The following is a 20,689-nucleotide window of genomic DNA, read 5'->3' on the forward strand; positions in this document are numbered from 1 at the left end:
CTACCAGTTGCCCTCGGCTTCGCAGATTGCCATCGCGTCAGGTCTCAACGCGTTGGCGCGCCGGTTGTAAGTGTCCGAGGCCTCCAGCATTTCCCATCGTTCGGCTGTGTTGAAACGCTCCCGAAACTCCGTTTCCGCCGCTTCCCAGGACGGGAAGCGTGTGTCGCAGGTGCAGGATCCGGTTTCGACGATACGTTCAAGGTTCTGAGCACGGTAAATGTCTTGCACCAGGACACGTCTGTAAGCCTCTCGCACGGTGATGTTCTGCATCCACTCAGGCTCAGCGGGCCGATCGATGCAGACATCCGACGTGCTGTCGAGAGAGGGGACGAAGTCGCGTTCGGCGGCAGCCGGAAACCCCACAACGGTGATCGAGATGCAAAGCAAGGCGTTTCTCATTTCGCGCCAGCTCCTTCGGCAATCTCGCGCTTCAGAAACGCGGTGTGGCCAAGATGCGCGAACTCTGACGAGCTGACCGATACGACTTCCCAGCCTTCTTTCCCACGTGCGTTCAGATCGTCCTGCATCGCGATCAGGCTGGTTTTCTTGTCCATCGGATAGGTGATGATCTGGTATTCAAACCGCTTCATGGGTCATGCCTCCGCTGAGATCGGTTCCGGGGAGATAGAATTCGGTGATGCCGCGTTGGCCGTCCTCGCGGCCCGCCTGGATGATCACGTCGATCGAGCTTTCGATGTATTGGACCATGTCCTGGTAGGTCATCGGGATCTCGGTCTTGAGCGCGGCGATGGCGAGACGCTGTACGGCGAGCTGCGGAGTTTCGGCATGGAGGGTTGTCATCGAACCGCCATGGCCGGTGTTGATCGCTTCGAGGAAGGTCATAGCCTCCTTACCGCGGACCTCGCCGAGGATGATCCGGTCGGGCCGCATGCGCAGCGTTGCGGTCAGAAGCACATCGGCGGATTGGAACTCAGCGTCCCGGTTGGCGATCAGGGTCACCGCGTTCGGTTGAGCGGGGAGAAGCTCTGCGGCTTCCTCGATGGTGACGATCCGTTCCTCATCGGGAACGTAGGAGAGGATCTTCCGGGCCGCGACGGTCTTACCGGTCGAGGTGCCGCCGGAGACGATCATGTTGAGCTTGTTCTCGACGCAGAAGCGGATGGCCGCGTAGATGTCACCGGCGGCAACGACCTCGCGCAGCGCGCGGTTTTTCTCCTGTCGCAACTTCTCGAGCTTGCGCTCTTCGCCATAGAGGAAACGAAGCTCGATCTGTTCCAGCGGCAGGCTCGAGAAGAAGCGGAGCGAGATCGACATGCCCTCGAGCACTGCGGGCGGGGTCACGACCTGGGCCCGGATGGGGCGGTCGCGATAGGTGATCGAGACCGAGACGATGGGCTTGTCCTTGCTCATTGTCGTGTTGGCTGAGGAGGCGATCTGGTTGCCAAGATCGCGCACCTCCGTAACCGACAGTCGCTGATCCAGTGCCCGCATGAAGTGATCCCCCTGGAACTCACCCCAGCAAGAGCCATCCGGGTTGATGCATATCTCGATGACGTCATCGCGGGCGGCGTCCTTGAGCTTATCGAGCGAGGTCTGGAGGTAGGAGAGGGTCATCTCAGAAAATCTCCAAATCCCGGTCGACCATGACGGTGACGCGTGCGCCCTGATCGACGTAGATGACGGGACCGATGGAGAGGTAGTCGCCGATCACACTGTCGGTCGCGTCCGCCAAGTCATCGCCCACATCTTCAAGTACGTCCGCGGTGGTCTCATCCTCGACCTGGGCGGCGGCCACACTCGGGGCGGCCGTGATGATGGAGATCAGTGCGGCGGAGCCGAACCGCTCGTCAAAGCGGGTATCGACGAAGCCAGTGACACCCGAACGGCCCAACTCGTCTCCCCCGAAGGCGCTTATCTGGACGGTCTGGTTGTTTGGCAGGATGATCCGGTCCCAGGCGATGGTGACTCGTTTCTGGGCGATCTCGATGCCAGAGCGGTAGCGCCCGACCAGGCGCGAGCCGCGCGGGATCAGGAGCCGTGAGCCGTCATAGCTGAAGACGTCTTCGGAGATGATGGCACTGGTCTGCCCGGGAAGCGAGCTGTCGAGTGCGGTCTCCATCACGGCCTGGATCATCGTGCCCTGGATCACGGTGTTCGAGGGGTTGGCGATGACCTCGGCTTGTGTGATGGCGCTCGGCAACGCGCCGTTCAGCACGAAATCCGTCACCTCGCCGAAGGTGCGCTCGGTAAGTTCTGTCTCGCCCGCATTGGCGCCGCCCGTTCCGCCGAAGGCGATGACGGGGGAGGAAATCCGCCGTTCCTGGAAGGCACGCTCCTCCTCGGCCCGACGTTGCAGCTCGGCCAGCCGCCGTGCTTCCTCCTCGCGGGCAAGGCGCTCCAACTCGCGCGCACGCAATTCCTCATCGGTGGGTCCGAGCGGGGCGGGTGCCGGCTTGTTGGCCTCCAACCGCGCGAGGTCCAGGTCCATACGCAGCTGTTGCAGCTCCCGATCTCGTTTGGCGAGTTCGGCCTGAAATTGTTCCTGAGCATTCTCGGAGGCGTCCTGTAGGGCGGCGATCCGTGCGGTCAGCGCATCGATCGCCTCGGCTGCCGCGCTATCCGCCCTGGCGTCGGTGTCCGGCGCGTCGCGCAGCTCCTCGATCTGGGCCTGGAGTGCGGCGATCTGCGCCAGAAGTTCGGCGTTGGGTTCTGGTTCGACGAGAACGATCTCGGGTTCCGGGGCGGGCGGCGGCACGAAGGGTTCGATCTCTCCGAACCCGTCACCCTCGGTTTGGAACTCGTCCGGGGTGGCCGTCGGCAGGGCGACCTCTTCCTCCGGGCCCGAAAACAGCAAGAGGACCAAGCCGCCCGCCAGGATGAGCCCTGCGAGGAGGAGGGCGAGGAGCGGTGAGCGGCGTTTCGGGGCGGGTCCGTGGCGCGGATTGCCCCGTTCGAGCGCGGCGAGGCGCTGTTCGAGATCGGTGTTATTGTCACTCATGAGGCGGCCTCCGCGGGCGGCGTCGCCTCGATACAGACCACGTCCTCGCCCAGACGCAGCACCCATTGGCGCCCCACGCCCGAGACACGGATCACACCGTCTTCGACCGCGCCCGTGTTCACCGTGCGCTCGCGCCCGTTCGTGTAACGGAAGATCGCCGGGACGGGTGCGTTTCGAGGGAAGGCGAAATAGGTGAAGGTGCCGTCGTCCCAGACCCGGGTCGGCGTGAACTCCGTCCGTGCGCTTGCCCCGAAATTGGTGTTCGGTGCGGCGCGCGCGATGGCGTTGGAAGGGCGGCGATTGTCTTCGGGGTAGCGGAACTGCACGACATAGAAGGTCGGACTCGAGACCTCGTTCACGTTGAAATAGTAGCTCCGTCTGTTGGTGTAGACGGTCACGTTGGTATGGACTCCGCGCGCGACGGGTTTAATCGCAAAGGCCCGCCCGCCGGGCACGCCGTCGATCTCAAACCCTTCCGTGTCGCCGGCGATGATTGAGCGGATGCTCTCGCCGTCGCCGAACTCGATGGTCGTGACATGGGTCAGGGAAACGTTCAGTCTGTAGACTTGTCCTTCCTGATAGGAGGCGACCCGCACGCGGTGGTCGTTGGGTCCCCCGCGCGGGATCGCCTCGGCTGACGCGTGGGACGCAAACAGTGAGACCATCAAAATGGCCGCGTGGAACGCCCGGGCGTGTCCGGTGTGTTTCGCATGGCTATTGCACTGCCATGTCTCGCGCATTTGGGGCGCTGGCAAGGAATTCTCTGACTTATTGTTCCGGAAACGCACTTACTGGTTCTCCAATCTGTCCGAGCGGATCGCGTATTCGACGACGGTGAAGCCAAACGGGTTGGTCCAAACCTGGTCGATGGAGCGGCTCTCCTCGGGGCGGAACTCGAAGAGGAGCGTCGCGGTGAAGAGGCCCGCCTGAACCCCCTGAATCGAAGTCAGGCGCTTGCGAAGCCGCACCGTGGCTCGGTTGTTGCCGATCAGGTTGATGCTGAGGATCTCGACGTCGAGGCGGGCGTTGGGTCCATAGACGGTCGGGGGATAGTCGGCATTGGCCGAGTTCCAGATCTGGCGCAGTGAGGCCCCTGCTGCACGGTCCGAACGGCGCAACACGCTGCGGATGCGCACGTCATTGTCGAGCTGGTTGTAGACCTCGCGGTCGGTCACGTAGCGGAAGACCTCCGCCTCGATAATGGCGCGGTTCTCGGTGACGGTGGTGGCACCGACGGTGGCTTCGGGGAGGGCGAAGCCGGTGGCGGGATCGTAAGGTACCACTACAGGGGGCGGATCGACATCGAGGATGGCCACGGCGGCCGCGCTGAGGCAGCCCAGGATGCCAAAGCCAAGACCGAAGAGTCCCAGGCGCTGCCAGAGCCGTTCCCGTCTCAGCGCGCCGTAGACCAGTTCCTCCTCGATGATGGCGGTTTCTTCGTCCAAAAAATCAGTCCTCAATCCGCATTCAGTTCCGGGAGCGTGAACTCCATGAAGCGTTGTTCTTCGGCGATGGTGGCGGCATCAATCACGCCGCCGGTGCCATCCCCTACGGTCTGGATCGCTTCGAGCTGCCACATGGCGACGAGCGCGATGGCGAGCTCTGCCGTCACCCGCGTGTTGAGATCGACGCTCTCCTTGATCTCGTCCATGTCGTCGATGAGCCCGACGAGCCGGTCGACGCGTTCGAGCGACTGCCCGGCATCCTCGTAGCTGTTCTGGGCCGCGGCCGAGACCAGCGCGCCGGTCGTGGCTTGCGTTGCCACGCGCTCGGCCCCGGGATTGCCGCTGCGGGCCATTTCCGAGAGCGTGTCCTCGTCGAAACCGAGATCGGCCAGAACTCTATCCATCTGGGTTTCGATCTCGCTGGCACCGGATCCGGTGAGCCCGGAGAAATCCCCCGTCTTGATCGCCTCAATGGTGGCGATGATATCGCCGAACTCCTGGTCCAGGAGACCGTTCAGCTCGTCCTCCATCTGTGTCCGGATGATCTCGGGCAACTCTGCGAGACGCGTTAACGCCTCATACGTTCGTTGTAGCTCGGCGAGCTGCTCCGTAAGCGTGGCAAGCTGTTCGCGGAGCTGCACGAGTTGCTCGTTTTGCAGGATCTCGTCCTCGATCATCTGCCGGAGCTGCTGGATGTTTTGGGCGATGTTTTGGGTATCCACGACCGGCACGCCCTGGGCCAGGACGGGGGGACTGGCCACGAAAGGCGAGCAAAGCGCCAAGACGCTGGCCAGGGTCAACGTGCGAAGTGGTGCTGAAATGAACATTTTGCGGGGCATCAATCCAGATCCTCCAATGTGAACTCCATGAATTCGTTCTCGGCCATACGGGCCGCGGCCTGGGCCAGCTGGGCGGCGCTGAGCGGTTGGGTCCGTGCGGCTTTCAGGCGAATGCGCGCGGCCATCAGCCGGACGAGTTCGGCGCGGGCATAGGTGTTGAGCGCCATGCTCTCCTGGAGGTCCTGGGTCGCGCCGATCCGGGTGACGATGTCCTGGATGCGCAGGGCGGCCTGCCGGATGGCGGCGGGGGAATTGCTGCCGTAGAAGGCGGCACCGAACCCGCTGAGCGAGAGATGGGCGTTGGCGAGAAGCGCGGGGTCGATCGTGCCGAGCGCCTCGATGCCACCGATCCGCGCGAGGTAGAGATTGTAGCGTTCGGGGATGACCCTGACGTAGTGCTGGGTCTCCTTGAAGGGCGGTACGCCTCCATATTCGAACACACGGCCAGGACCCGCGTTATAGGCCGCGAGCGCGTTGACGACGTTGCCGTCGAAGGTGTTGAGCTGGGCCGCGAGGTAGCGCGCGCCGCCTTCGACCTGCAGGTAGGGGCTGTCATAATATTCCGGGTTGATCCCGAGATCGCTCGCGGTGCCCGGCATGATCTGGGTGAGGCCGAAGGCGCCCACGGGCGAGCGTGCGCCGATGGAGAAGCGGCTCTCCTGCCAGATGAGCGCCTGCAGGAGGGCGCGCCATTGCACGACGGAAAGACCGGCCCGCCCGACCCCGGGCCGCCCGTGGGTCTCCTGGGCGACCCGGATGATCAGCTGCTCGATGTTTTCTGCCGCATCTCCGAACATACCCGCGCCGCCCGGATTGGGATCGATGTCGCCCGAGCCGTAGACCGCCGCTGCGGACTGGTCCGGATCGCCGCTGCCGCCCTCGAGGTCTGCGACCATGCCCGGCAGTCCCTGGCCGCCGAAGCTCGTCTGCGCGTCGAGGATCGCGCGCAGCGTGGCGAGCTGTTCCCGTTCGATCTCGGTCAGCAACTCTTCGACGGCGAGCTTCTCACGCTGGACGGCGAGGTCGGCGTCCCGGTCGCCCGTCTCGACGATATCGCGGGCCGTCAGCCCGGAATCGTTGGTGGGAACGCCCTGGGCGAGCGCGGCCGCCGGCAGGAGAGCCGCCAGGAGGATATGTGCGACCCTAGACCTCAACGCCGTCTTCCGGGTTTCCGATGGGTGTGAAGATGCAATCCGGCTCTTCCCGGTCGAGCGAGGCGCGGAAGGCGAAACAGTTGGCCTGAGGTTCGCGGTATTCGGCGCAGGAAGAGAGAACGCCGAGTGCGGCGAGGAGGATGAGGGGTCGGATCATGAGAGCCTCCAGAAATCAGGACGGTCGCGGTAGTCGGGGCCGACGAGGGCTTCGCCCTTCTCCATGCCGCCGAGGATGGTGAGGAGAGGACCGAGGGCGGAGAGGTCGGCATCGACCACCACGGAGCCGCTGTCGTCGCGGATGAGGGCAAGGCGGCTGTCGCTGCCGGTGTTCAGGAGCACGTCGAGTTCCTTCTCGAAGAGGTTGAGCATCGCGTAGTCGGACGCATGAGCGCGGATGTTGGGGAGCAGGATCTGCGTCGGCACCGCCTCGACGATGGTTTTGCCGGTGCGCGTGCGTTCGAGCTGGCTCGCATATTGTGTCATCATCACCGCGACCGTGTTCTGTTTCCGGGCGGTCACCAGCCAGTTCGAGAGCCGTTCGGCGAAGTACGGGTTGTCGAGCGCCTTCCATGCCTCGTCGATCACGATGATGGTGGGGCGACGGTCCTCGATCTCGCGCTCGATGCGGCGGAAGAGATAGGAAAGGACTGCCATCCGTTCCTTCTCGCTTTCACTGTCGAGAATACCGGTCAGGTCAAACCCCACGACATCGCCATCAAGGGAGAAGGTGTCCTCGAGGCTCTGGCCGAAGATCCAGCCGTAGCGGCCGTCCTCCGTCCATTCGAGGAGCCGTTGATGCAGGTCGCCATTGTCGTCGGTCGAGACAAAGAGCGAGGCGAAGTCCTTCCAGTTCCGCAAGGCCGGGTTGGTGGCTGTGGCGTTCTGGCGGACCACCTCCTGGATGCGGTTGGTCTGGGCCGGGGTCAGGGGCTTGTCAGAGCGATAGAGGAGCGAGGCGAGCCAATCCGAGAGCCAGGCGGTGCCGCGCTCATCGATTTCGGTCCAGAGCGGGTTGAGACCGGTCGTCTGTCCCGCCTTGATCGAGGCGTAGCGCCCACCATTGGCGCGGACGGCCATCTCCATCCCGAGCCGATAATCAAAGACGAAGATGCGTGTGCCGACGCGCCGGGCCTGAGTCATCAGGAAGGCTGAGAGGACGGATTTGCCGGAACCGGGTCGGCCCAAGATCAAGGTATGCCCGCTGGTCGGCTCTTTCTCTGGCGAGCCCTGTTCGTGATAGGAGAAACGATAGGCGCTCTGTTCCGGCGTCGGGAGGAGCGTGATCTCCTGGCCCCAGGGCAGTTGGTGTTTTTCCTTCCCGCGCTGCGTGCGATGAAGTGCTGCGAAATCCGCAAAGTTGCGGTTGGTGACCGCACTGGCGCGCACCCGTTTCGGCTGATTGCCGGGATGCTGGCTAAAATAATGCGACTTTGCCGCCATCCGCTCGCCGATCATCTTCACGCCCTCGGCGGCCGCGGCGTTCACGATCTCGGCCCCGAGGGTTTGCAACTCGTCGAGGCTGTCGCAGAAGACGGTCACCACCATGTGGTGCTCGCCGAAGCTCTGGCGTTTGGCCTCAAGATCATCATGCGCGATGTCGAGTGCTTCTAGGAGCGACAGAGCGGCGTCTTGCGAGGCTTGCATCTGGCGCTTCTGGCGTTTGATCCGGCCCGCCATCAGGTTCGAATTGATCGGTGTGAAGGAATGGGTGACGATCATGTCGACCGGCAGGTTCAGCATGTCGAACATGGTGCAGGTGGTACCTTCGGCATATTCGCCGATGGTGAAGCTCTTGCCGAAGCGATGGCCGACCACGCCGTCCGAGAGCTCGAAGTGATCTTCCAGAAACGTCACCCGTGTGTTGGCAACGTTGTAGGCCAAAAACCCGTAGCGGTTTGCGGGAAAGAGCGGCAGTTCGCGGCCGGTGTTGAGTGCGCCGAGGAACCCAGCCAACTCGCCAGAAGCTGCCGAAAGGATGCGGGGCTTGACTTCCGCGAGGCCAGAGGTGAAGACCCCGACCGCCTCCTTGAGGCGTCTAATCCGTTTCGCGGTCTCTTCCTTGAAACGGTCCGGTGCGGAACGGTTCACAAAACCAAGGAAACTCCTGGGCGGCGGGCGGTGGATGATGGTGAGTGTGAGGGTCTTGTCCCGGAGACCGGCCGAGGCGAGTTTTGTGCGCCAGGCATCATCCACCGCCGCCGCGAAGCCGTCGCCCCGGACCGGGAGCAGGTCCGGGGTGATCGACTTCGAGACCTTATGCACGTAGTAGCTGAACTCCGGCCCGAGCTGCGCGATGATCCGGGCGAAGAGCGCCGTGACCTTGTCGAGGTAGGCATCGTCTGTGGTGTAGCTGTTCACCCCACTCAGGCGGATGCATTGGAAGAGTTCGTTGACGCGCGTGCGGACTGTCTGGTCATCGACGAGGCTGACATAGGGCAGCATATGCGCGAGGCGTTTCTCGCGGGCATACCAGTCCGGCATGAGGGTGCGTTCATCGACGGTCTCGCCTAGGGCTTCACTATGGCGCATAGCTGTCGCCCCCGTGGATGGACCGGTTCCGCGTCGGCGGTGTTTCCTGGAGCGCTGTCATCATCACATCGATGAAGCGGGGGTCCCAATCAGCCGCTTTCCAGAGAACCGGATAGAGGATCGCCGCGATCGCAAGCACCAGCATATGCTGCACCCAAACGAAGAGCAGCACCGACCCAAAGAGCCAGACCATGGCATACATGATCGGCAGGCCGAGGAGCTTCGGCGGACGGACAAGGCCCAGGAATAGCGGCGATCGTTCGGCCACGTTCGCCCCCGGTTACGAGCCAAACACTGCGGCAACGATCGTCGGAGCTGCGGCCACGCCGGCGATGCCGACCAGCACCCAGAGGGCTTGGCGCAGATCGATGATGTTGAAGAACCAGCTGAGGAACACGCCGAGGACCGCGAGGGTGGCGATGACGACGCCAAGCGGTCCGGTCAGCGCGTCCACGATGCCCTGTAATAAGCTCTGAATCGGTGAGAGGTCGATGCTCTGGGCCAGGGCCGGCTCTGCCGCAACGATGAGGAGAGCGGCAAGGGTGATCAGGGATTTCGTCAATGGCTTCATGGGGACGCTCCTTCCAGCCGGTTGAAGACGGCCAGCACCCGCTGGACGTGGTTTTGGGTTTCTCGAAACGGTGGAATGCCGGAATGCTCGCGCACGGCGTCGGGCCCGGCATTGTAGGCGGCGAGCGCGAGGCGCGCGTCGCCGAACTCGGCCAGCATCAAGGCGAGATAACGGGCCGATCCGTCGAGGTTCTGCTTCCAATCATGAGGGTCGACGCTAAGTGCGCGGGCCGTATCGGGCATCAACTGCCCGAGACCGACCGCCCCGACATGGGACACGGCGTGCGGATTGTACGCACTCTCGATCTCGATATTGGCGCGATAGAGATGGAGCCAGTCCGTGACGGTGATATCCGCCGCTCGGAGCCCAGGGTGGCTCGCGTAGCGCAGTCCGGTCTCCTCAATCGCGGCGAGGATATCCGGGTGTGGCTTTGGCGCGCGAGGGGTCACCGCCGCGACACGTACCCCTTCACGTCGCTCAGTGCGGCGCTCCTCGCCCAAAATGCGCAACCCATCCGAAGCCGAGCCAACGCCGACCCCGTCATTGTAGTTGCGCGCGAACCGTTCCTGGGGGCGTGAGGGCGAAAGAGAACCGTCGCCCGCCATCACCAGCACCATGTCTGCCGATGCCGGAAAGCCCAGGGAGGAAAAGAAAAGGGCGCTAAGCCCGGCTGGCAGCCATCTCTTCGCTGGAAAGCTTGTGAACCGTCCGCTTGCCCTCTTCCAGAGGCACATCGGCGTGCGAGAACCCGATCCCTTGCAGGAAGGAGATGACGCCGGTGACGGTCTTGATCTCGCGGATCTTGATGTCGTTGCGCGAGGTTCGGGTCCGGGCCGTGACCAGAAGTTTCTCGATCCCGTCGTCGCTGACAGCGCGCATAATCCAGACCCCATGCCAGTTGGGGCCTTTCTTGAAGGCGTCTTCTTTACAGACAACTTCGACGCGATAGCCGCTGGCGACCAGATCGCGGAATCTGGGTTCGGTGACCACATTCGGGGCTTCTTTTTCTAGGTCCATCACCCGGATCACGTTCTCCAATAGGGCGAATGACCAGGCTTCAGGTGTTGAAACCAAGTCATACGATGATATAGTATCGACGCACAAGATAAACTTTTGATGCGACAAGCGGATTCTTGCTCAATTAACGAATAGACGGTTCCCATGCATTTGATCAAGAAAATAAGGGGTTTAGACGCCCTCAGGTTGTGCATGATGGCCGTGGCACAAGCTATACTTCTGGTCACGTGCCTGGCGGGCGAAGCCTCCGCCGCGTCCTGTTTGCCGCCGCCCAGGCCGTTCGTGCCGAGCGATTCCGAAGCCGCGCGGGCCTATGCCGATCTCATCCGCAGCGACTTTGAGCTCTACATTCGGGACATTCAAAGCTACTTTCGGTGCTTGGAGGAGGAGCGTGCCCGAGCATTCGAAGAGGCTCGGGAGGTGAGCCAGGACTACGGTCGTTTCCTGGAATTGATGGGCGATTGAAATGACCGCGACCTTTTCGAAGGGCCGCAGTCTTGTGATATCCGGCCCTATCGGCGGCGTGCAATTCGGAGACTCTATCATCATGTAAACGCTCATTATCCACTTTTTAGATAATCTATAAAGTAGATTAGCCCTGTCACAAGAGGTTTGTGACACGTGGCGAAAACGATCAGGAGTTCGGGACATGAGGCACTTCGCGACGCTTTGATTGCGGCGCGGAAGGCTGCTGGCTTAACGCAGGCCGAGCTCGCTTTACGTCTCAGATGCCACCAGTCCTTCGTCGCTCGACTGGAGAGCGGAGAGCGTAGGGTCGACGTAGTTGAGTTGATCGTACTCGCGCGTGCTCTGCAGATCGATGCGGTTACGCTACTGGCAGCGGCCGAGGCGGCGACGGAACTCGATCACCGGATTTAAGACGAGGCGAAGGGCTGTCGCCTCGGATGGTATGACGAAATCAAGCCTCGGTGGGACCGAAGGGCAATGATAACAGCGGATTGTTATGGGACGCTGCGATCCACGGTCTCTAATGCAGGTTTGGTGCAGAGGACAACGTCTTAGTAGTTCACCTGCTCGAACCCGTAATTGCCCTCATAGTCTCGCCAGTCGACGAACACCGAGCGGTGATAGATGGAGGGGCAATGATCGCCCCAACGTTCCAAGCCGACATGCGCCTCGGGCAACGCGGCGACGGACGAACGAGACCAGTAAAAATCGCCCTGGATTCCATAGGAACCGAGAAGGACTGTTTCGAAACGGCTGCAATCGCTGTCGCGGGATTCGTGTTGGCGCGCATACCGAACATCGAAGACACGGATCGAGCGGATGAAGTTGAACTCCGGTCCACTGATGTCGATGTCGGCTCGGTCCTGGATCAGATGTAACGCAAACCCGTCAGGGTGAGGTAGTGGCTCGACGCCTTTCGACCGCACGACGGCAGGCAAGAGGGCGCCAGCTTTTTCGGGGTCAGATTCCGCGAGGTTCTGGGGCAGGGTAGAAGCGTTGGAGAAGAGGATGTCAATGACACGCCGAGTGCGACCGGGGTCGTCTACAGGTTCGAAGGAGGCCCCCATGGGGCAACGCCAGATCTGGAGGGGAGGCTCGACAGGCCATGGCGTGATCCGTCGTATGAACTCTGCACGTGCCCGCGAACAGGGCTCTGATGCCGGCCAGCCGCCGGAGAGGCAGAGCAGGATGGCGCAATCGATCGGGTAGGTCTGCGCCGACGCGCTGTTTCCACCTCCGCTCAGCGAGGCCGTTCCCGCGACGACAGCGAGAAAAAAATTACGAAGGAAATTGCGCATATCCAAGAGCTCGATTGACTGTGATGCAGAATCTGAGGATTACGATAATATACTATCGTCGAGCGGTCAAATTCGAATTTTTGTAACTGTCTTGGAGCGCCTTGATGCTAAAGCAGATCGGCTGAGCCCCTGAGCGACAGCTCCTCCAAAAGGTCAGTAACCTCATCGGTGGTGACAGTCTTTGCATTCGCAATCGTGTTCCGGCTTAACGGGGGATCGATATGGTGTGCCGTACGTTTGGGATCGAGCCAGAGGATGGACAGTTCTGACGTATTCCAGCGATAGACCCAACCAACGGTTCGATCACTGCGACCGTCAACAAGCCGCGCGACCGGAACCGCTTCTTCCTTTTCGATGCTCACCGGTTCGTGTCCGCCTTTTCTGCTTCGGTTCTTCAGTCCTATTCGGCTGGGACGTTCCCGTGATCTGATCTCGGTTGAACTTATTCCTGGCTCGTTAAAAAGGGGCGACACCGACCGCGTCGGTGCCGCCAGAGGTTCGCCCACAGGGAGGTGGTAGAGGGCGAAACCTATTGAAAATAGGGGAATTTCATGTTGCGCATAATCCTTCTTATGTTAATTTCCAGACCCCGCCATCTTGTACCACCCGCGACTCAGACAACAGCTTCTCCAGATGCGCCGCAACGTTTCGTCCTGCGGCCATTGCGATTTGTGGGTCGGTTTTCTTGTAGACGGAAGCGGCGATATTCTGGACCGAATCCGGGGTGTTTGAGAGGTGGGCGAGGATCTCCGCCTCGCGACGCATGCGGTTGGAAAGCAACCGTTTGACGTAAGGTTGCGGATCCCGGAGTATAGGTCCGTGCCCCGGAAAGTAGATCCTATCGTCGCGCTCAATCAGCCGCTGTAGCTGCGCGCAGTAGTCGTGCATGTTTCCGTCAGGGGGGCTGACGATCGAACTGTTCCAACTCATAACGTGGTCGCCCGTGAAGAGCACTCCGTCAGGTCTCGCGAAACAAAGGTGGTCGCTCGCGTGACCAGGTGTGTGCAGGACGGTAAGACCGGCAATGACCTGTCCGTCCTCCAGAAACCGGTCAGGTCGAAATGCATCGTCAGGGAATGCCCGTGAGGCATAAACAGGTGCGTCTGTCCGTGCTCGCAGGGCTGGGACGACTCCAAAATGATCAGAATGGTGGTGTGTGAGCAGAATCCCAGATGGTTTGGCCCCCAAATTTTCGATGATTGCCCCGAAATGTGTACTGTCTTCTGCTGGGCCGGGGTCGATTATGAACCGACCATCAGGCGTATCAATGATGTAGCTATTTGTCCCGTGGTAGGTCATCTTTCCGGGATTGTTCGCGACGATCCTCAGAATTCCAGGGGCCAATTCGACTCCCTTCGCGCGGCAAGGCTCCGGCTCTGAGAAAAACATGCTGCTTCTTTTCATTGTGTGCGACCAGGTATTGATTGCGAACAATTTGGTTCGCACAGTTTTGCGCATTGCTCTCGCATGGCGCCGGAAACCTCAGGCTGGCGTCCGATGCCTGTCAAATCCGGCATCGGACTATTTCAACTTACATTGGACCAGGCCCGTATGAGACTGAAACAGTCTGATACAGTCTTGGGCTGGCAGTCACACAGCGCGGCGATTATGGTAAGCAGTATACAGAACTACAGCAATTGTCGCCTTCGTCAGATCCCCGAGAAGGAACGGGTAAAGACCGGCGTTCAGCAACTTTTCGCCATAGCCGACAAAGCCACCCAACCAGAGCAGCCCTGCGCAATACATGACTATCGAACCCAAAAAGACCGCGACAGATGCTCTGAACGCAGGCCGAAGTCCTTGCAGTGCTTGAACAATCCACCCGGCGGCGGCCGCCGCAAGTGCGAAGCCTACCAAGTATCCGCCTGTGGGACCCGCAATATACGCCGGTCCGGCCAGAGCCGGAGGCGTGCCTGCGAAGACCGGCAGGCCAAGCAGACCTTCAAAAAGGTAGGTCACAACAACAAGACTACTGCGCACCGGCCCCAGGAAAAGGCCCAGACCCAAGACAACCAGGGTTTGTGTAGACATGGGAACCGGGTAGAACGGCACCACGATTTTGGCGGATAGTGTCAGAAGAATTGTGCCGACGAGAATTATCGAGATCTCTTGGGTAAGTTTTGCGAGTGTTTGGCTTTGAGTGGTTTCCAGATTCATCTTTTTCGTCCTTGTTTCTGTAGATTGTTAATTTTTTGGATAGTAAGCTCACATGCGCTTGGCGACTTCTTCCAACATGACTTCGCTCGCCCCGCCGCCGATGGCCTGCACACGGGCATCGCGTGACATGCGTTCCACCGGTGTTTCGCGCATATAACCCATACCGCCGTGAAACTGGACGCAGTCATAAAGCACGCTGTTCACCAGTTCGCCGCAATAGGCTTTGACCATCGAGACCTCTTTCACGCAGTCACCGCCCGCGGCATCCAGACCGGCGGCGTGATAGACCAGCTGACGTCCTGCAGCGATCCGCGTCTGACAGTCGGCCAGCCGTTGGCGCACGGCCTGCTTGTCCCACAGAACGCCGCCAAAGGCCCTGCGCTGCTTGACATAATCCACGGTCATGTCCAGCGCGGTTTGCGCTTCGGCACAGGCCATCGCACCCAGCACAATGCGTTCGTTCTGGAAGTTCTTCATTACCGAATAGAAACCGCGGTTGACCTCGCCCAAGACGTTTTCGGCCGGGATACGGACATCTTCGAAGATCAGTTCGGCAGTGTCCGAGCACAGCCAGCCGGTCTTGTTCAACGCCCGTCCGACCGAAAAGCCCGGCGTGCCTTTTTCGACCGCAAATATGGTGATCCCGCGCGACCCCTTGGCATCGGGATCGGTCTTGGCACCGACAAAGTAGAGATCGCCATGCACGCCGTTGGTGATGAACATCTTGGTGCCGTTCAGCACCCAATCCGACCCGTCCCGCACCGCGCGGGAGCGCATGCCCGCCACGTCCGAGCCCGCGCCCGGTTCGGTCACAGCAACGGCGGTGATCATTTCGCCCGAGACGATCGACGGCATCCAGCGCGCCTTCTGTTCGGGCGTGCCGGCGTTTTCCAGATGCGGCGAGGCCATGTCGGTGTGGACCAGAACGGTGGCCGAGAACCCGCCGAAAGTGGATCGCCCGACCTCTTCGGCCAAAACCACGCTGGACATCACGTCCAGCCCCGCGCCGCCATACTGTTCGTCATAGCGCATCCCCAGCACGCCGAGATCACCCATCCGGCGCAGCACGTCGCGGGGTACCTTGCCCTCCTCCTCCCAAGGCTCGGCCTTGGCGGTCACCTCGGCTTCAATGAACCGGCGCAACTGGTTGCGGATCATCTCGAGGTCTTCGTTGAACGGGCCGGTGACCTGAGTAATGCTGTCTTGTCTGGTCATGTGTTTTCCTCTGGATCGAGTTTGATAAGTGGGGCGTGCCCGGCGACCGTATCGCCGGGTGCACAATAGATTTCAGTCACCACGCCCGCGACCGGCGCGGGCAGGCTTTGCAACAGCTTCATGGCCTCAAGCACCACCAGCGTGTCACCGGCTTTGACGCGGTCGCCGAGTGCGACGCGCACCTCGGCCACGGCGCCGGGCATGGGTGCGGACAACAGGTCAGCGACGCCAGACCCGCCGGTGGCACGTTGCAGATGCTGGTCTTCCAGCGTACGCAGGTCTGTCGCGGTCATTCCAGCAGGGGTTTGCAGGTGCACTCGCCAGTGACTCGGCGCGCGCACGACGTAAGCGATGCGCGAAAACGGAACCCCGTCGATGCGTCCGCTCAGACGGCATCCTGTTAAAACGGCACTCTCGACCGTGATGGTCTGGCCGTCCGGTTGAATGGCAGTCAACCCCGACCCGGAGCCGTACATGCGGATCGGTTCGTCTTTGGTTGTGTCCCAATAGAAGGCCGCGCCGGACTGTCCCGCAGGGGCTGTGAGTCGCCATGACCCTAGGCTTTCCCAGGGCGACGCGCCCGCCGGCACGAGACGCAGATGCAGCGCCATCGCGGCAAAGGCCATGTCCCGGGGATCAGCGGACGGTTCAGTCCAGCCGCCTGGAAACATCTCGGGCAGGCCCGAGGTATGGTGACGGAACGCCGCAAAATCCGGGTGTGCCAGTAACGCGCGTTGATAGGCCAGGTTCAGGCCGACGCCGCCGACGGCAAAAGCATCGATCGCGGTGATCGCCCGGCGGATCGCCCCGGTCCGATCCGGCGCGTGGACGATCAGCTTGGCAATCATGGAATCGTAGTGGTGGCCGACGACCGAACCGCACTCTACCCCAGTGTCCAGCCGCACATCCGCAGGCGGCGCCCAAAGGGTGATCTCGCCCGTTTCGGGGTGAAAATTCTCGGCCGGGTTTTCGGCGGCGATGCGGATTTCAATGGCGTGCCCGTCAAACTGCACATCGCCTTGCGTCAGCGCCAGCGGCTCGCCCCGCGCGATGCGCAACTGCCATTCGACCAGATCGATGCCGGTGATCGCCTCGGTCACGGGGTGTTCCACCTGCAACCGGGTATTCATTTCCAGAAAGTAGTATTCACCGCGCCCGGGGTCATAGAGGTATTCCACCGTTCCGGCGGAGCGATAGCCGATCGCCTGCGCCAACCGCACCGCTGCCGCACGCATGCGGTCGCGCACAGCCTCGGGAAGATCGGCGGCGGGGGCTTCTTCGATCAGCTTTTGGTGGTTGCGTTGCAGCGAACAATCGCGGTCGCCCAGATGCAGCACGGTGCCGTGAGTGTCGCCCAGAACCTGCACTTCGACGTGGCGGGCACGGGGCGCATAGCGTTCGAGGAACACCGCCGGATCGCCGAAGGCGCTCTGCGCTTCGGCCCGGGCAGATGCAATCGCTTCGGGTGCGTCGCCCAGATCGGAGACAAGCCGCATCCCGCGTCCGCCGCCGCCGGCGCTGGCCTTGACCAGAAAGGGGGTGCCAAGCGCCTCGGCCTCTTGTAGCAGGCGCGCATCGGACTGATCCTCGCCGCGATAGCCGGGCAGGACGGGCACGCCTGCGGCTTCGGCGGCAGCCTTGGCCTCGATCTTGGAGCCCATCCGCGCGATAGCGTCGGGTTCCGGCCCGATGAACACAAGGCCCGCCGCCTCGACCGCCGCCGCGAAACCGGCATTCTCAGACAGAAAACCATATCCCGGGTGCACCGCACCCGCGCCCGTCGCCCGCGCGGCCTCAAGGATGGCCTCGACGTTCAAATAACTGTCTGACGGGGCGGCCCCACCGATGCAGACGGCATGATCGGCCTCGGCCACGAAGGGCGCGTCGCGGTCCGCGTCCGAAAACACCGCTACGCTTTCCAGCCCCAGTTTGCGGCACCCGCGCTGGATGCGCCGGGCAATCTCGCCCCGGTTGGCGATCAGAACGCGGGTGAAGCTCATTTCACCCGCCATGACGGAACGCCCTTGTTGATGAAGCTGTTGATGCCTTCGATACCTTCCTCCGTCTCCCACGCATCGGCCAGCCGGTCGGCGGTGTAGATCATGTTGGTCTCCAGATCGTGGGACGCGACATAGGCGATCAGCGCCTTGGTATCGGCCACGGCACCCGGCGCGGCCTGAAGGTGATCATGCACCACCCGGTTCACCGTGGCGTCCAAGTCGCCCGGCGCGACAACCTCGGTCAACAGACCGATCCGCTCGGCGCGGGCCGTGTCGAACAACGCCCCCGACAGCATGGTTTCACGCGAATGCACCTTGCCGATGCGGGCCACCACATAAGGCGATATATTCGCGGGCAGAAGGCCCAGTTTGACCTCGGTCAGACCGAAGCGCGCGCCTTCGGCGCCGATGGTGTAGTCGCAGACGGAGATCATGCCGACACCGCCACCGTAGGCCGGGCCGTTGATCCGCCCGATCAAGGGCTTGGGCAGCGTGTCAAGGCGGCGCAACAGCCGCGCCAGCGTGGCGCTTTGTGCGACCCTTTCACTACGGGTTTTCTCGACATTAGAGGCGAACCAGTTGAAATCGCCGCCCGCGCAGAAGCTCTTGCCCGCGCCGGTCAGGACCACAATACGCACATCGTCATCTGCAGCCAGCTTTTCGGCGGCATCGTATAGCTCTGCGATCAATTCGCCATTCAGCGCATTGTGTTTGTCGGGGCGGTTGAGCGTCAGCCTGGCGACGCCACGCGCATCGGTTTCGATAAGGATGGTGTTGTAGGTATTGGTCAACTTGAAGCCTCACATTCTGAATACAGGCGTATGGCGACCGGCTTCGGGCACCGATGTCACGATGGCCAGACACAGGCCAAGGATATCGCGGGTTTGCGCGGGTTCGATCAGCCCGTCATCCCAAAGCCGCGAGGTGGCATAATAGGGATCGGACTGTTCACCGTACTGGGCCCGAACCTGCTCCTCGATTAGCTTCATGTCGGCCTCCATCTTGCCCGGGTCGCCCCCTTTCTGGCGGCGCAGTTCCAGCATCACATTTGTGGCGATGTCGGCAGACATGGTGGCCAGTTCCGCCGTGGGCCAGGCGAAGAGAAAATTCGGGGCGAAACCACGTCCGCACATGCCGTAGTTGCCTGCCCCGTATGAGCCGCCCAAGAGGACCGACAGGCGCGGCACCTTGGCAACCGACATGGCATAGACCAGCTTGGCGCTGTCTTTGGCAATGCCGCCGCGCTCGGCTTCGGTGCCGACCATGAAGCCCGAGATGTTGTGGAGGAACAAAAGCGGGATGTTGCGTTGATCGCACATCGACACGAATTGCGCGCCCTTGAGCGAACTGTCGGACACAAGCGCCCCATTATTTGCGAGAATGCCCACTCGATAGCCGTGAATCCGCGCGGTGCCACAGACCAGCGTCTCACCCCATCCGGGCTTGAATTCGCGGAATTCGCCGGCGTCGATCATGCGCAGCAGAACCTCGCGCATGTCATAGGGCTGTTTGCGATCGGCGCTGATGACGCCAAGCAGTTCCTCTGGGTTGCGCGCCGGCGGCGCGCAGGTTGCATCGGGACCCATCGGGCGCGACAGGCCCAGTTCGGATACGATGTCGCGCATCAGAGCAAGCGCATGATACTCGTCCTCGGCCAGATGGTCAGACACACCGGAGAAGCGCGAATGCATCTCGGCCCCCCCCAATGTTTCTCCATCAACCTCTTCGTTGATCGCCACCTTGACGATCGAGGGGCCGCCCAGATGGATGCGTGCGTTGCCGCGTACCATGATGACTTCGTCCGACAGGGCCGGGATATAGGCCCCACCGGCCGTGCAGCCTCCAAAGACCGCCGAGATCTGCGGCAGGCCGCTCGCGGACATGTTGGTTTGACGATAAAAGGAATTGCCGAAATGGCGGGCATCGGGGAAAACCCGGTCCTGCTCTGGCAGATAGGCACCGCCGCAATCCACCAGATAGAGGCAGGGCAGCCGGTTCTCGGCTGCGATTTCCTGGGCGCGGATGTGTTTCTGCACGGTTTCGTGATAGAAAGACCCACCCTTCACTGTCGCATCGTTGGCGATCACAACGCAGGGCAGCCCGTGGACGATCCCGATACCGGTCACGATCCCCGCACCGGGCACCTCGCCCCCGTATTGACCGTAGGCGGCAAGCGACGACAGCTCAAGAAACGCAGTGCCCGGATCCACCAGCAGGTCGATCCGTTCGCGGACCAACAGCTTGCTGCGCTTGCGATGCCGCGCGACCATATCGGGGCGGCCGCCAGCCGTTGCTTCGGCGATCCGCGCGCGCAGCGTTTCGACGCGCTCGCTTAGTGCGGCGTGGTTGCGGGTGTAGGTCTCTGATGCGGTCAGCACCGCTGTTTCAAGACGTGCCATGAAGTCAGGTATCCTGTCTTTGGAGTATCCCGTTGAGGAACACATCGGCATAGGTGCGTGACAACGCATCGGCGCTACCGCGGTCCGGGTCGAACCAATCGAGCGTGGCGTTCAATGTACCGATCAGCATCAGGCGCAGGCGACGGATATCGACGTCTTGCTTCAGCGTGCCGTCTTTCTTAAGCTGGGACAGAAGACTGTCCCACTCTGCCTCATAGGCCCTTCGCGTAGGCAAGTTGGCATCCCGGACGGATTGCGGCACCTGCCCGAAAATACGCACATTCGCCGATGTATAATCGCTCACATCAAGAAGTGCGCGCAGATGCGCCCGGATCGCGGCGCGCAGTACCGTTTCGCCGTCGGTATCGGCCCGCAGGTCGGTGATGGCGTCTCTCATGCTCGCGTGAACGACTCGAATCCCTGCATCAAGAACGGCCGCGACGATCTCGTCCTTGGAACCGAAATGATAGTATATGCTACCCGCCTTGATCCCGGCGGCCTCGGCAATTTTTCGGAGCGAAACGGACCCGTAGCCTTGTTCGCGGAAAAGCCGCGCGGCAATGTCCAGCACCCCGTCCCGTCCAACCGCGCTGCGCGATGTCTCGTTGACTTTGATTGCCGTGTTTTGTGCCATAGAC

At 61.7% G+C, this 20,689-nt stretch carries 25 protein-coding genes; 2 read left to right on the plus strand and 23 right to left on the minus strand.

Going from position 1 to position 20,689, the window contains the following annotated elements; genetic code table 11:
• The 14 genes from JQ863_RS12565 to JQ863_RS12630 all read right to left on the minus strand — a co-directional run bounded on the left by JQ863_RS12565 (position 1) and on the right by JQ863_RS12630 (position 10,514).
• Positions 1 to 399 (minus strand): hypothetical protein, encoded by a 399-nt coding sequence (locus tag JQ863_RS12565; RefSeq protein WP_028093949.1) that lies wholly within the window; start codon positions 397 to 399, stop codon positions 1 to 3.
• Entirely contained in the window at positions 396 to 590 is a 195-nt protein-coding gene (locus tag JQ863_RS12570) for a DUF4177 domain-containing protein (RefSeq protein ID WP_028093948.1), read from the minus strand. The genes JQ863_RS12565 and JQ863_RS12570 overlap by 4 nt, the downstream gene beginning before the upstream one ends.
• On the minus strand, positions 577 to 1,575 hold the full coding sequence (locus JQ863_RS12575; RefSeq protein WP_204114551.1) for an ATPase, T2SS/T4P/T4SS family: 999 nt from the start codon (positions 1,573 to 1,575) through the stop codon (positions 577 to 579). Before JQ863_RS12575 ends, JQ863_RS12570 begins: the two co-directional genes overlap by 14 nt.
• A gap of 1 nt (position 1,576) precedes the next feature.
• On the minus strand, positions 1,577 to 2,959 hold the full coding sequence (locus JQ863_RS12580) for a TrbI/VirB10 family protein (RefSeq protein WP_204114552.1): 1,383 nt from the start codon (positions 2,957 to 2,959) through the stop codon (positions 1,577 to 1,579).
• On the minus strand, positions 2,956 to 3,624 hold the full coding sequence (locus tag JQ863_RS12585; RefSeq protein ID WP_204115153.1) for a TrbG/VirB9 family P-type conjugative transfer protein: 669 nt from the start codon (positions 3,622 to 3,624) through the stop codon (positions 2,956 to 2,958). Before JQ863_RS12585 ends, JQ863_RS12580 begins: the two co-directional genes overlap by 4 nt.
• 123 nt (positions 3,625 to 3,747) lie before the next feature.
• Positions 3,748 to 4,404: a VirB8 family type IV secretion system protein gene (locus JQ863_RS12590; protein WP_088652949.1), complete on the minus strand. Its 657-nt coding sequence runs from the start codon at positions 4,402 to 4,404 to the stop codon at positions 3,748 to 3,750.
• An 11-nt stretch (positions 4,405 to 4,415) separates the two neighbouring features.
• Positions 4,416 to 5,243, minus strand: coding sequence for a type IV secretion system protein (locus tag JQ863_RS12595; protein ID WP_239113281.1), 828 nt, complete (start codon positions 5,241 to 5,243; stop codon positions 4,416 to 4,418).
• A complete protein-coding gene (locus JQ863_RS12600; RefSeq protein ID WP_420826279.1) occupies positions 5,243 to 6,376 on the minus strand; it encodes a transglycosylase SLT domain-containing protein in 1,134 nt (377 codons plus the stop codon). The genes JQ863_RS12595 and JQ863_RS12600 overlap by 1 nt, the downstream gene beginning before the upstream one ends.
• Before the next feature lie 10 nt (positions 6,377 to 6,386).
• Positions 6,387 to 6,554: a hypothetical protein gene (locus JQ863_RS12605; protein WP_204114554.1), complete on the minus strand. Its 168-nt coding sequence runs from the start codon at positions 6,552 to 6,554 to the stop codon at positions 6,387 to 6,389.
• Positions 6,551 to 8,926 carry a VirB4 family type IV secretion/conjugal transfer ATPase gene (locus JQ863_RS12610; protein ID WP_204114555.1) on the minus strand — a complete coding sequence of 792 codons (2,376 nt, stop codon included), beginning with the start codon at positions 8,924 to 8,926 and terminating at the stop codon, positions 6,551 to 6,553. Before JQ863_RS12610 ends, JQ863_RS12605 begins: the two co-directional genes overlap by 4 nt.
• A complete protein-coding gene (locus tag JQ863_RS12615) occupies positions 8,916 to 9,194 on the minus strand; it encodes a VirB3 family type IV secretion system protein (RefSeq protein ID WP_204114556.1) in 279 nt (92 codons plus the stop codon). The genes JQ863_RS12610 and JQ863_RS12615 overlap by 11 nt, the downstream gene beginning before the upstream one ends.
• Before the next feature lie 12 nt (positions 9,195 to 9,206).
• Positions 9,207 to 9,497, minus strand: coding sequence for a TrbC/VirB2 family type IV secretion system protein (locus JQ863_RS12620; protein ID WP_009803468.1), 291 nt, complete (start codon positions 9,495 to 9,497; stop codon positions 9,207 to 9,209).
• Positions 9,494 to 10,114 carry a lytic transglycosylase domain-containing protein gene (locus tag JQ863_RS12625; RefSeq protein ID WP_204114557.1) on the minus strand — a complete coding sequence of 207 codons (621 nt, stop codon included), beginning with the start codon at positions 10,112 to 10,114 and terminating at the stop codon, positions 9,494 to 9,496. Before JQ863_RS12625 ends, JQ863_RS12620 begins: the two co-directional genes overlap by 4 nt.
• A gap of 43 nt (positions 10,115 to 10,157) precedes the next feature.
• A complete protein-coding gene (locus tag JQ863_RS12630; RefSeq protein WP_028093938.1) occupies positions 10,158 to 10,514 on the minus strand; it encodes a hypothetical protein in 357 nt (118 codons plus the stop codon).
• Between the two features lie 144 nt (positions 10,515 to 10,658).
• Here JQ863_RS12630 and JQ863_RS12635 point away from each other — a divergent pair, with 144 nt between their 5' ends.
• Together JQ863_RS12635 and JQ863_RS12640 are read left to right on the plus strand one after the other, a co-directional pair.
• Positions 10,659 to 10,979, plus strand: a complete 321-nt coding sequence (locus JQ863_RS12635; protein WP_239113282.1) for a hypothetical protein — start codon at positions 10,659 to 10,661, stop codon at positions 10,977 to 10,979.
• A 156-nt stretch (positions 10,980 to 11,135) separates the two neighbouring features.
• Positions 11,136 to 11,393 (plus strand): helix-turn-helix domain-containing protein, encoded by a 258-nt coding sequence (locus JQ863_RS12640; protein ID WP_043753586.1) that lies wholly within the window; start codon positions 11,136 to 11,138, stop codon positions 11,391 to 11,393.
• A gap of 140 nt (positions 11,394 to 11,533) precedes the next feature.
• On the opposite strand, the gene JQ863_RS12645 is transcribed toward JQ863_RS12640, so the two are convergent.
• The 9 genes from JQ863_RS12645 to JQ863_RS12685 all read right to left on the minus strand — a co-directional run bounded on the left by JQ863_RS12645 (position 11,534) and on the right by JQ863_RS12685 (position 20,685).
• Complete coding sequence (locus JQ863_RS12645) at positions 11,534 to 12,280, minus strand: hypothetical protein (RefSeq protein WP_088626515.1); 747 nt, start codon at positions 12,278 to 12,280, stop codon at positions 11,534 to 11,536.
• A 107-nt stretch (positions 12,281 to 12,387) separates the two neighbouring features.
• Complete coding sequence (locus tag JQ863_RS12650) at positions 12,388 to 12,642, minus strand: hypothetical protein (protein ID WP_141102078.1); 255 nt, start codon at positions 12,640 to 12,642, stop codon at positions 12,388 to 12,390.
• 208 nt (positions 12,643 to 12,850) lie between these two features.
• Positions 12,851 to 13,669 (minus strand): MBL fold metallo-hydrolase, encoded by an 819-nt coding sequence (locus tag JQ863_RS12655; protein WP_028288548.1) that lies wholly within the window; start codon positions 13,667 to 13,669, stop codon positions 12,851 to 12,853.
• Positions 13,670 to 13,870: 201 nt separating this feature from the next.
• Positions 13,871 to 14,437: a biotin transporter BioY gene (locus JQ863_RS12660; protein ID WP_043753595.1), complete on the minus strand. Its 567-nt coding sequence runs from the start codon at positions 14,435 to 14,437 to the stop codon at positions 13,871 to 13,873.
• 48 nt (positions 14,438 to 14,485) lie between these two features.
• On the minus strand, positions 14,486 to 15,652 hold the full coding sequence (locus tag JQ863_RS12665) for an acyl-CoA dehydrogenase family protein (RefSeq protein WP_036540250.1): 1,167 nt from the start codon (positions 15,650 to 15,652) through the stop codon (positions 14,486 to 14,488).
• A complete protein-coding gene (locus tag JQ863_RS12670; RefSeq protein WP_204114558.1) occupies positions 15,649 to 17,664 on the minus strand; it encodes an acetyl/propionyl/methylcrotonyl-CoA carboxylase subunit alpha in 2,016 nt (671 codons plus the stop codon). The genes JQ863_RS12665 and JQ863_RS12670 overlap by 4 nt, the downstream gene beginning before the upstream one ends.
• Positions 17,649 to 18,443 (minus strand): crotonase/enoyl-CoA hydratase family protein, encoded by a 795-nt coding sequence (locus JQ863_RS12675; protein WP_138424255.1) that lies wholly within the window; start codon positions 18,441 to 18,443, stop codon positions 17,649 to 17,651. The genes JQ863_RS12670 and JQ863_RS12675 overlap by 16 nt, the downstream gene beginning before the upstream one ends.
• Before the next feature lie 9 nt (positions 18,444 to 18,452).
• Entirely contained in the window at positions 18,453 to 20,051 is a 1,599-nt protein-coding gene (locus tag JQ863_RS12680) for an acyl-CoA carboxylase subunit beta (protein ID WP_204114559.1), read from the minus strand.
• Between the two features lie 4 nt (positions 20,052 to 20,055).
• Positions 20,056 to 20,685 carry a TetR/AcrR family transcriptional regulator gene (locus tag JQ863_RS12685; RefSeq protein WP_057817049.1) on the minus strand — a complete coding sequence of 210 codons (630 nt, stop codon included), beginning with the start codon at positions 20,683 to 20,685 and terminating at the stop codon, positions 20,056 to 20,058.
• Positions 20,686 to 20,689: the final 4 nt, after the last annotated feature.

Origin of the sequence: Shimia biformata, assembly GCF_016888515.1 — a bacterium.
Lineage (GTDB): Bacteria > Pseudomonadota > Alphaproteobacteria > Rhodobacterales > Rhodobacteraceae > Shimia_A > Shimia_A biformata.